The following is an 11,560-nucleotide window of genomic DNA, read 5'->3' as shown; positions in this document are numbered from 1 at the left end:
GCGTGCGGAATGCTGTTTGATGGCACCCTCCTTTGCGACACCGCGAATGAAAACCGACTGGCCCTCAACTTTGACACGAAGAACCGTCGGATTGAGGTTCAGATGCCCGGACCCTACCAGGGCGTAGTAGATGCCTCGGGCGGGAACCGATGGCAGCTCAGAGATGGGTTTGCCAATGGTAGTGAGCGAAGAGGCCACAACGCTTGTGGCGCGCTCACTTGGGTTGAGACGAAATTCGGCTTCATGTGCGACGTTCGGCAAGAGCTTGGCGCTCCAACGCGCAGCAAACCCGCCAAGCTTCCCCAGCTCGCGCTCAAGGACTTTCGATTCAACGTCGGCCATGATTGCGCTACCTAACACCAGAATTGAGCCGCGTGCGCTAGCACGTCGGCTCGGATGAAAAGTTAGAACTCCGCCCGATGCTCAACCCAAATACGCTCGCCCGGATGGTGCTCAGCTATTGTCGCTATGGAACTGCAGATTGATGACGTTGAGAGCGGATCGATAGTGTCCGAAAAGCGGGAAAGATCTACGCCTTTTGCTCTTAACGCATCAACTTCTTGATCGGACAATACTCCGGCATTGACCCAAATTGGCGACGGCGGGCCCCCAACTAGATTTACTAGCTCATCGTAGCCAGGGCGCGAAAGTACGAAAAAAACCATTCGAGTTCTAACGTTTGAGCTAAGCCGCGCCGCTTCGCGGCGTCGGCTTGAGCGAATTGTTATGCATTGTTTCTTTGAAATAGAGCCCTGTTAGCTTCTCAGTAACCAGCATGTGTTTTGCGTGCTCTGTAGTGATGAGAACTCGGCCACGACTATTACCCGAACCAAAAACAATATCGGTTCCAGAAATGTCCGATTCAGGCTCTGACAACAGGAAAGCAGGGGTTGCGCCGGCAACAGCCTTGTAGAAGCCACAAGCGGCACACAAATATTCGAGCTTTGTTTTCCTTGATACAGAGTCAAACGGTGTAAGCACCATTGGTTTGATAACAAAGAACTCTGGATCTGATGGAAGCGGCAGAAACTCAACTCCTTTCAACTTCAGCCGTTGACATGCTTCCTTGAATTTTAGGGAGGCGATATTGTATCCGTCATAGGTTGACGACAGGTCGTATACCCTTCTTTTGACACGAAACGAAGGATTAACAAAGTACAGGTCAGTCTTATAGCCGCACACAGGACAAACCGGAATGCCACCAACATCGTCAAACAGGCGATCGGCGGAACCGCACATATTTGAGTCGTTGTCAGGGCCCGAAAGGCTGTATGTGGTCACTTAGTTTTCCAATGCATAACACCGGAAATAAGCCGCCGCGTTAGCGGTCGGCTTGATTGATTAGTTGGGTACCGACCGCAAGAATTCAGCGACATCCGACGAAGGTTGCAGAAGCTCACCATCAATTGAAATTGGCTCGACTGTGCGAATTGAGCACGCCACGACCTTAGGTGGTTCACCAGCTCTTCCGTATGCAAACACTAAAAGCTGAACTCCCCTTACGAATGGTGCAGCGCAATCAGAATTGAAGCTGGGGTCAACCGAGATCGTAGCACCCTTTGTGACGTTACCCTTCAATGGGCGAGATACAACGAATGGAATTGGTTCACCGTCTTTTCTTTCGAGAGTGGGGTCAGCATCGGTGCTTCCGACAAATGCGATGGACGCGTCTTGGAGCTTCTCAGTGAGCGAAGTCTGCGGGCACTTACAAGCAAGCGCATTGCCTGAAGCCAGAAGGAGCAATACACACAGTTTCGGGATTCTGAACATAGGGATCCAACACCTGAATTGAGCCGCGTGCGTTAGCACGTCGGCTCGAATGACTAGTTATGCACTTTGTATCATCCAGACTTTCGGTGATCGAAACGCATATCGCCAAAGTGCAAGATACATTGGAGCAACAAGGACAATAGAGAAACTGACTATCGCGAGGAAGGCGAAATCCCGCTGTCCAATGCCTGCTGCAAAGAGTGCAAATCCAACAATGTTTGCCACGACCGACGCAACAAAATACAACACCCAGAACAGCCGCCAGCCGACCGCAACCTGAGATATGTAGCCCCACAAGCCGACAAGTGCAAACGCGTTGACGATTCCAAATGCGAGCTCAATTGGCGAGCTTACGCCCTGGATAAGCGAAACGACTGAGAGAAGCAATGAGAGGGCGAAGTAGAACCACCAGATGTAACTCGGCACGGTGTTTTCGGGATGGTTCATTGAGTGCATAACACCGGAAATAAGCCGCCGCGTTAGCGGTCGGCTTGATTGAACAGTTATGCGCTCTTCGTGACCCAAATATGCGGCGACCTAAAGGTATAGCGCCATAGTGCAACAAATAGCGGAGCCGCTAGGGCTGAGCCGATAGCGAGACCAGTAAAGAGCGCCTTCTCAAGGTTTACGATACTTTCCGCGAGATAGTACAGAGTCACAAGTCCGCCGCATGCCATATAGATAAAGTAGAAGACCCAAAATGCCCGCCAACCCATAGGCACCTGACGGATATAGCCCCACAGACCGACAAGAACCAGTGCACCTAGGAGATCCCATAAAAACTCAACCGGTGATGAGATCTCCCGAACCAGATACACCGCCATGCAAACCGCAAGGAACACGAAATAGAGCTTCCAAAAGAACCCAGGTTGGGAATTTCTACTACCGTTCATGAAGGGCATAACACCAGAGTTAAGCCGGCGCGTCAGCGGTCGGCTTGGACGAAAAGTTAGAACTACTTATACCCACCTAAGTACAGCCCGACGATTATGATTGAACCAAGGATAACAAGAGTAATGGTTTCCTCGACTCGCATACGACTTGTAATTAGCCGAATAGGGCTGACAGATGTGCGCCAGAACGCGATAGACAGAATGACAAGAGTGCCCGCCAACCAAGCAAACATAACTTGTTCTTTTGATCGAGACCAAAGAAGCCCGCCCAGAAACATCCATGCAAAGAAGACCAAAGCGATGGCCTGCAGCAAATAGTCAACTGGTGATTCGCGAACTGGAACAAGTAGCGCAGAGCAATTAAGGCAACGACACGGCTTACGCGTGTTTGCGAACAGCCGAGATAAGATAGTTATTTCGCCCTCTTTGCATTCGGGGCATTGCGCTGTGGCCATTTGGTTCTAACGCCGTGGTAAGCGGCAGCGGCACGATGAAACATCAGGAAACACCATAGCCTCCCCCGCTGTCCGCTTGACCACATAGTTAGCCTTCACTGCGAGCATGTTTGGTCGCTTTGATGAGCCACTCAGAGAAGCGGCGATCGCTTTGATACACGACGGCTACTCGGCCCTCACTGGGAACAAAGAATAACCCTGGCTCGCCAACTTGCGGAATGGGTACTCCGCAACCGCCAATGAGAAGCTCCACGATGGACTCCGGCGAACCCTTGAGGCTATGTGTAACCAGTACTCGAACAGAGTATTCGAGCGTTAAACCCGCCCGATGTGTATTGATCTGTTGTTCTGATCCTTCTGCGATCTCACGAAGACGTTTGCGCTCATACTCCACGAGGTGTACTGCAACTACGTCACCTACGAAAAGTTGTGTGTACGACGGGAGCATTGAATCGAAAGGAACGTGCGGCACAGAGCACGCGCACGCCTGGCCCACTGCGAGAAGCGACACAATTGCGAGGGCGGCCCTTGATCTCACGCTGCGAAAGTCCCTTCTGTGATGGCTAACACCTGAGTTAAGCCGCGCCGTTTACGGCGTCGGCTTGAACGCCCAGTTGGGCTGGATGAACTTCAACTTGCGCACCAACCGATTGAAGCGCATTTCGAATGGCATTGTAAAACTCTGCATTGACCAGCAACAGCTCAGATGACTCATGGCAAAAGACTGCCCGTACTAAGCGCTTTGCCTCCGTGTGACTCATTGGCGTGGATTTGCGAAGCTGGTCGACGAGCATATTCTTGGTATGCGCAATATCCGATGTCCACGCCTTCGCGGAATTCCACTCGGTGATTTTCAATACAACTGATCGCATGCTTTTCACTAGGCCCAACTACTATTCGGTCCCACAATGGGATCTATTCCCACAGCCTAACATGGAAAATTAGGCAAAAGCTGCAGGACATTCTCTAATAAATTCATCGTGTTCCGCCCATCGTGCGGTCTAATCCAACGGTCTAATCTGGGGATATTTCCTGCCTGGATGACTCCAGCATTTTGGGCACTGGCGCAAGGCGGCGCCAGGCAAGTCTTTGCTCGTCATCCCAGCGCAGGCTGGGATCCAGTTCTGCACTTGATTTGCCAAGCCAAGATCAAGAACAGGATGACCAGCCATTTGGCTGTTGAGAAGCGCCCAGCCTGCGCTGGAATGGAGAGCTTGAAGTCAGTGCCAATCGTGCCCGAATCGAGTCCAGGGGACGGTTCTGAATCTGTCGACTGATGCCCGTCGAAGAACAATCCGGGTTTGTCGATCTGCTTCGGCAACTTCGGCCCCCTGTGCCGGTGGATACGCTTCCTTGCACGGACCCGGGAAGCGCTGGATGCACACCCAATAGCGAGCGTCCAGCCCTTCCCCCTCTGAATGCCACAATTTTGGCCCGGGGCCAGCCGGTTAGCGGCGTGCGACCCCGCCGGTTATCATTGGCGGCTCACGATCAAGGAATCCGACATGGCTGCGACCTATCCCGAGTTCATCTGGCAGAACGGCAAGATCAAGCCCTGGGCCGAAGCGACCGTGCACGTTATGGCGCATGCCCTGCACTATGGCTCCTCGGTCTTCGAAGGCATCCGCAGTTACGAGACGCCGAACGGCCCGGCGATCTTCCGCCTGACCGACCATCTCAAGCGCCTCTATCTCTCGGCCAAGATCTACGACATCGTCATTCCCTACACGATCGACGAACTGGCGGCCGCCTGCCGTGAAGTCATCCTGAAGAACAGCCTGACCAAGGCCTATCTGCGACCGGTCGCGTTTCGCGGACTGGGCGGCTTCGGCCTGTCGGCGGATACGCCGACAGATGTGGCCGTGGCGACCTGGGAGATGGGCCCCTATCTCGGGCCAGGCGTGCTCGAAGCCGGTATCGACGCCTGTGTTTCGAGCTGGAACCGGATGGCACCGAACACGATTCCGACCGGCGCCAAGGCCGGTGGCAACTATCTGTCCGGCCAGCTGATCGCGCGCGAGGCGCGTCGCCTCGGCTTCGGCGAAGGCATCGCCCTGGCCTCGACGGGTCTGCTCAGCGAAGGCGCCGGCGAGAATCTGTTCCTGGTTTTCGATGGCCAGCTGCATACCACCCCGGCCAGCGCGGCCATCCTCAATGGCATCACCCGGCATACCCTGATCACGCTCGCGCGCGAACAGGGCATCGAAGTCATCGAACGCGACATGCCGCGTGAATACCTGTATCTCGCCGACGAAATCCTGATGTGCGGTACTGCTGCGGAAGTCACCCCGATCCGCTCGGTGGACGGCAAGGCGGTCGGCGAAGGCAAGGCCGGGCCGTTGACGCGCAAGCTGCAGGACTTGTACTTCGGCCTGTTCACCGGCAAGACCGAAGATCGCTGGAACTGGCTGGATCCGGTTTCCTGATCTGCCGCTTCAGGGCCCGATCGGACGATAGTCGAACTGCAGGGTCGCCACGGCGCCACCCTGCGGTCGCGGTGCCAGGGTCACGTTCCATCCGTAGAGTTCGCACAGGCGGCGCACGATGGCGAGGCCGAGCCCGGCCCCCTTGACCAGGGTCGTGCCGCGTTCCCCGCGTTCGAACAGGCGCTCGGCGTCTTCGGCGGCGATGCCGGGGCCGGTGTCTTCAACCGCAACCCGACCGTGGCCGATGATCACGCAGACTTCTCCCGCCTGGGTGTACTTGAAGGCATTGCTGATCAGGTTGGTCAGGGCCACCGCGACCACGGACGAGGGTGCTGCCGTCAGAAGCGGCTCTTCGACTTCCAGTCGGACTTCGACCGGCTTGTTGCCCAGGTGCGGTCGACTGATATCGATGACCTGCTCGGCAACCCTGGCCACATCCGTGGTTTCACCGTCGGTGGGCGCCTGGCGTTCGCTGCGCGACAGCAGCAACAGGGCATCGGTCAACTCGGTGGATTGACGAACCGCGCGTTCGATCCGCCGCAGGCGTTCGTGCGCCTTGTCCGGCAGGCCCATTCCCATCATCAGTTCCGTGGTCGACGCGATCACGGCCAGGGGCGTGCGCAACTCGTGGCTGACGTCGGCGTTGAACTCGCGATCACGCTCGACCAGGTGGGTGAGGCGCTCGGCATAGTCATCCAGCGCCCGTGCAAGCTGGCCGACTTCGTCATCGGCGAATCGGGGCGCCATCGGCGTGTAGGTGCCCGCCTTGCGCAGTTCGCGCAGGCGTCCCGCCAGCTCGGTGACCGGACTCATCACGCGCGAGGACAGCCACAGGCCCATGATCAGCGACAGCACCGCGAACACGAGCACGGTGAGCCCGAGTACGACAAGCAACTGGCGCTCGGTCAACTTCTGCGAACTCTGATCGAAGCGCAGATAGGCCCAGAAATCGCTGTCCTTGTAGACCGCCAGCTTGTAGGAGCGCAACTGTCCGGAAGCGTCGAGATCCTGGATGTCGTAGACGCCCGAATCGAACGCTTGCCAGGCAAACGGTACCGTCGCCGTGCGCCCCGCACGCACGATCTGGGCTTCGAAAAGGGACATGCTCCAGCGCGCGTCCGGTTGCGGATACTCGCGCTTGAAATCGACGAAGTGGACCAGTTCGCGGGTCAGCGTCTCATTGATGATCTGATCTTCCATGCGCACGCGCAGGTAGATCGTCGCTGCAGCGAACAGCGCGGTCAGGCCGAGGCCGAACAGCGCAAACGAGATGATGATCCGGCTGCGGAGCCTACGCCGGTACTGCATCCGGATCGACCATGACGTAGCCAATGCCGTGACGAGTCTGGATCAGCGGCTTGTCAAAAGGTTTGTCGATCGCGGCGCGCAGACCGTGGATGTGGACGCGCAAGGAGTCGCTGTCTGGAAGTTCTTCGCCCCAGACCCGGGTTTCCAGCTCCTGACGGGTCGCCACCGAAGGTGCCTTGTCCATCAGCGCCTGCAGCAGCTTGAGACCGATAGGATTGAGCTGGATCGACTTTCCGGCGCGGACCACGATCAGCGTATCGAGGTTGTAGGTGAGATCGGCCAGCTTGAGCACGCGACTCTTGATGCCCTTGCCGCGACGACCCAGCACTTCGATGCGGGCAGCGAGCTCCTGCAGGGCAAACGGCTTGACCATGTAATCGTCAGCCCCGGAATCAAAACCGGTCAGCTTCTGCTCCAGCGCGTCGCGCGCCGTCAGCATGAGCACCGGGGTCTGGCGCCGGGCCTCCTGTCGCAGCTTGCGGCAGACTTCAAGCCCATCCATGCCGGGCAAACTCAGATCGAGCACGATGGCGTCGAATTCGTTGACCACGGCCAGGTGGAGCCCGGTGACGCCGTCTCCCGCGAAATCGACCACGTGACCGCGATCGGCGAGGAAGTCACCGATATTGGCAGCGATATCGCTGTTGTCTTCTATGACGAGTATGCGCATGACCTGCCTAGCTTAACTCGGAATTCTGGAAATTGATGCGGAAACGCGACGGTTTGTTCATTGGCTCTCTCGCGATCGGATCAAACCTGGGCATGCATCCATGCAACGGCTTTCGGCCGGCGCATCCGCACGGGCATGCAAACGGCCAAATCCAGTCGGGATTCGGGGGCTTGTCGCGGATGTGGAAGCGCGTGGATTCAATGTTGGAAGGAGTCGGAAGCAACACAAATAAAATAGCCCAAGGAGGTGCCTTTGGGGGAACACACCTCGCTTGGGCCAAAGAAGCTACTGCCCCGATTACCGTAATCTGCCTGTGACCTGACCTTACGCTAGGAGTGTCGAGCAGAACCTACAGTGAGCGGGACTATAGGGAGCAGGAGCTTAAATGGAGGTTAAGCGCCCCTCATTCTTCCGTTAACCACCGGATTTTGCAGGGCCGGTCAACCCTGCTCGCGTCTGTACCGCGGTCAGGCCATTGATAGGCGAGCGAAGCCGGCCTCGACTTCGGCAATGATGCTGCCGGCCAGATCCAGCCCGGTCGCCTGCTCGATGCCTTCGAGGCCGGGGGACGCGTTGACTTCCAGTACCAGGGGTCCGCGCCTGGAGCGCAGCAAGTCCACGCCGGCGATGCCCAGATTCAGGATTGCCGCAGCGCGCAGGGCGACACTTCGCTCTTCTTCGCTCAGTTCCACCTTGCTGGCCTTGCCGCCGCGATGCAGGTTGGCCCGGAAATCTCCCTCCGGAGCCTGACGGTGCATGGCTGCCGCCACTTCATTGCCCACCACGAAGCAACGTAGATCGCCCCCGCCCGCCTCACCGATGAATTCCTGGACGACGAAGTTGGCGTACAGGCCACGAAACGCCTCGATCATGCCCTGTGACGACGAGCGTTTTTCCGCGAGCAGCACGCCCTGCCCCTGCGTGCCCTCGTTGAGCTTGATCACGTGCGGCGGGTCGCCCAGCATTTGCAGAAGGTCGACGGTATCGTCCGGATAGTCGCCAAAAACGGTTCTTGGCAGATCGATTCCCTCGCGTGCGAGCATCTGCAGCGAGCGCAGCTTGTCGCGGGCACGCAGTACCGCATCGGAACTGTTCGGCGTGTAGACCCCCATCATCTCGAACTGGCGCAACACGGCGGTGCCGTAGAACGTGACCGAAGAGCCGATGCGTGGAATGACCGCATCGAATCCGGCCAGGGGCCGACCCTTGTAGTGCATGTCGAACTTGCCGCGCGAGATGCGCATGTAGCAGCGCAAGGGATCAAGCACACGCACGACATGTCCCCTGCGTCGACCCGCATCTACCAGGCGCGAAGTCGAATACAGCGAAGCATTGCGTGAAATGATCCCAATTTTCATGGCGGATTCCGAGAGGCCGGGATTTTCGCGGTGCGGACGATCCGCACATCGGGACAACAGATCGCCAGGAAGAATTGGAGCTGGAGCGGGTGAAGGGAATCGAACCCTCGTCAGTTGCTTGGGAAGCAACAGCTCTACCATTGAGCTACACCCGCGGGGAATACAGATTATCCGCGCGACCGCACGGCCGGCAAGCACCCCTGCAATTCGTGCCGGTGCGGGGCCGTGTGCGGCTTCCCTCCACGGATTGAGGGCGACCCACATTCATCGCGGATCGTGCTCCCCTCGCTGGCGGACGGTTCTCGTTCAGGCAGCATGGGTTCAGATACGCGTGCCGAAATCAGCTCGAGTTTCGCGCTGCCGATTCGGATATTCAGGAGACCACCATGTCGATTTCACGTTTCTCCCTGCCAGTATCCTGGCTTGCTGCATCCTTCATTGCCCTGGCAGGCCTGAGCGGCCAGGTACTCGCCGATCCGCCGATGCGGGTCGCCCGGATCAGCTATGTGAGCGGAGATGTCAGCATGCAGCCCGCCGGGCTGGACGAATGGGTGCAAGCCTTGATCAATCGTCCGCTGAGCACCGGTGACGCGCTCTATCTTGATCGCGCCTCCCTCGCCGAGCTCGACATTGGTGCGGCCACCCTCCGCATTGACGAACGTACCTCGATGCGCATTCTGGATCTTGATGACCAGCGCGCCCAGATCGAGCTGACTGCCGGCACCCTGAGCCTGAGCGTGCGCAACGTGTACGAGGGCCAATACTACGAAATCGACACGCCGACGCTGGCGTTCGTGGTCGAACAACCCGGCCTGTACCGGGTGGACATTTCGCCTGCCGGCGACTCGACGATGATCTCCGTTGTCGACGGCAACGGCATCGTCTACGGACGCGACAACGCGAGCTACAGCGTCAATGATGGCCGCGCCTATCGCTTCTACGATTCCTCCCTGGATGACTACCAGGTGTATGGGCTGCCTATACAGGACGAGTTCGATCGCTGGTGCCTGCAGCGTGCGCAGCGCTACGACCAGTCGGTGTCGCGCCGCTACGTCTCCGAAGAAGTCATCGGCTATTCGGATCTGGATGAATACGGCAGCTGGAGCACGGCGCCCACTTACGGCTCGATCTGGTACCCCACTCGCGTCGAAGCGGGCTGGGCGCCCTATCGCAACGGGCACTGGGCCTGGATAGATCCCTGGGGCTGGACCTGGGTCGACAATTCGCCCTGGGGCTTCGCACCGTTCCACTATGGACGCTGGGCCTACGTCGGCTCGCGCTGGGGCTGGGTACCGGGCCCGCGCCGCGTGCGTCCGATCTATGCGCCCGCACTGGTCGCCTTTGTTGGCGGCGGTGGCTTTAGCGTCGGCATCTCGACCGGCCCGATCGGATGGTTCCCGCTCGGCCCGCGTGATGTCTACGTCCCGTGGTACCAGGGCTCGCGCAATTACTTCAACAACATCAACGTGCGCAACACCACGATCATCAACAACACCTACATCACCAACGTCTACAACGACTATTCGCGCGGTCGCCCGATCAACAACGGCAACTATGCCTATCGCAACAACGACCTCGCCGTCACCGCGGTAACGCGTGACGCCTTCGTCAATGCACGATCCGTGGATCGGGCGCGGGTGCGCGTCAATCGGGCCGAGTTGCAGCAGGCTCAGGTCGTCAGCCGGGTCCAGGTCGCACCGACCACACGAAGCTTTGCGGGTGGAAGTGTCGCGCGCGGAAATGGGGGCGCAAAGGTGCGTACCGCAGACTTTGACCGCAAGGTCATCGCGCGAACCGCGCCTCCGGCTCGCAATCCCGATGCACAGGCACGCATCCAGGCGATCAGCCGCAATGACAACCAGCCTCTGGCGCAAGCTGAAATGCGTGAGCTTGCCGCGCGCAAGCCACGTACGAGTGGAAAGGACGGCAGTCGCGTCCAGGTTGTCGGAGATGACCGCCAGGCCGTGGCACGAAGCAAGCCCCTGCCGGCGAAGAGCCCTGCCGAAATCCAGGGCCGCGGAACGCGCACGCCGATCGATCGCGATCAGGCCAGCCGAGAACCAGCGGCTCGCAAGCCGGTCGAGACCCAGGTGAAGGGACGTCCGCCGACAACCAATACGCCCGAGCGCAAGCCTCGGCCAACGACCGGCGCGGCGAGTGGAAGGGAGTATTCTCCCGCCCGCGAGCAGCCTGCTCAGCGCACGCCAGACGCACGCAACGAAAAGCCGGCGCGCGCACCGGCACAGAGCGGCGTGGTCACCAGCCCTCGCAGCAAGCCGGCGACCCGAGAGAACCAGCCGCCGGTGCAGCGCCAACCGCAACCGACGCGCAGCGTGCCGCAATCCAGACCCACGACTCGCCCTCCCGAGCCGTCGCAGCGCGTGTCGCCGCAGACCAAGCCGCGCGAAGTGCAACCGCGTTCGGCTCCCGAGCCGCGTCCGGTGCAGAGGGCTCCCTCACCACCGCCACAGCAGAAGCGCGAAGTGCAGCCGCGTCAGGTACAGCAGCAGCCGGCACCGCCGCCCAAGCGTGAAGTTCAGCAGCGTCCGACTCAGCAACCGCAGCCACGTTCGGTGCAGCAGCAGCCAGCCCCGCGACCACCGCAACAGGGCCGTCAGGCACAACCGCAGCGACCACCGGTCCAGGCCGCTCCGCCGCCTCAGCAGCGCAAGCCGTCCAA

General features: G+C 59.0%; 9 protein-coding genes and 1 tRNA gene. 2 read left to right on the top strand and 8 right to left on the bottom strand.

The genetic code is table 11. The annotated features are described in order from the left end of the window. The 4 genes from R3F00_RS17675 to R3F00_RS17660 all read right to left on the bottom strand — a co-directional run. Positions 1 to 342 (bottom strand): hypothetical protein (locus R3F00_RS17675; RefSeq protein WP_371283050.1); only part of this gene is annotated, 342 nt, incomplete at its 3' end. 342 nt (positions 343 to 684) lie between these two features. Next, positions 685 to 1,281, bottom strand: coding sequence for a hypothetical protein (locus R3F00_RS17670; protein ID WP_371283049.1), 597 nt, complete (start codon positions 1,279 to 1,281; stop codon positions 685 to 687). Positions 1,282 to 1,827: 546 nt separating this feature from the next. After that, the gene (locus R3F00_RS17665) at positions 1,828 to 2,217 is read right to left on the bottom strand and encodes a hypothetical protein (protein ID WP_371283048.1); all 390 of its coding nucleotides are present in this window, start codon (positions 2,215 to 2,217) and stop codon (positions 1,828 to 1,830) included. Positions 2,218 to 3,693: 1,476 nt separating this feature from the next. After that, positions 3,694 to 3,975, bottom strand: coding sequence for a hypothetical protein (locus R3F00_RS17660; RefSeq protein WP_371283047.1), 282 nt, complete (start codon positions 3,973 to 3,975; stop codon positions 3,694 to 3,696). Between the two features lie 648 nt (positions 3,976 to 4,623). Here R3F00_RS17660 and R3F00_RS17655 point away from each other — a divergent pair. Further along, entirely contained in the window at positions 4,624 to 5,544 is a 921-nt protein-coding gene (locus tag R3F00_RS17655; protein ID WP_371283046.1) for a branched-chain amino acid transaminase, read from the top strand. Between the two features lie 9 nt (positions 5,545 to 5,553). On the opposite strand, the gene R3F00_RS17650 is transcribed toward R3F00_RS17655, so the two are convergent. From R3F00_RS17650 to R3F00_RS17635, 4 genes are all read right to left on the bottom strand, one after another. Then, a complete protein-coding gene (locus tag R3F00_RS17650; RefSeq protein ID WP_371283045.1) occupies positions 5,554 to 6,852 on the bottom strand; it encodes a sensor histidine kinase in 1,299 nt (432 codons plus the stop codon). Further along, positions 6,836 to 7,522 (bottom strand): response regulator transcription factor, encoded by a 687-nt coding sequence (locus R3F00_RS17645; protein WP_371283044.1) that lies wholly within the window; start codon positions 7,520 to 7,522, stop codon positions 6,836 to 6,838. Before R3F00_RS17645 ends, R3F00_RS17650 begins: the two co-directional genes overlap by 17 nt. Positions 7,523 to 7,989: 467 nt before the next feature. Then, complete coding sequence (rimK, locus tag R3F00_RS17640) at positions 7,990 to 8,880, bottom strand: 30S ribosomal protein S6--L-glutamate ligase (RefSeq protein WP_371283043.1); 891 nt, start codon at positions 8,878 to 8,880, stop codon at positions 7,990 to 7,992. A gap of 81 nt (positions 8,881 to 8,961) precedes the next feature. Then, positions 8,962 to 9,035, bottom strand: a tRNA-Gly gene (locus tag R3F00_RS17635). A 231-nt stretch (positions 9,036 to 9,266) separates the two neighbouring features. On the opposite strand from R3F00_RS17635, the gene R3F00_RS17630 reads away from it, so the two are divergent. Continuing rightward, positions 9,267 to 11,560 (top strand): DUF6600 domain-containing protein (locus tag R3F00_RS17630; RefSeq protein ID WP_371283042.1); only part of this gene is annotated, 2,294 nt, incomplete at its 3' end.

Source organism: Dokdonella sp. (genome assembly GCF_041395345.1).
GTDB lineage: Bacteria > Pseudomonadota > Gammaproteobacteria > Xanthomonadales > Rhodanobacteraceae > Dokdonella.
The sequence above is the reverse complement of the archived record's forward strand: the minus strand, read 5'-3'. Positions and strand labels throughout refer to the sequence as shown.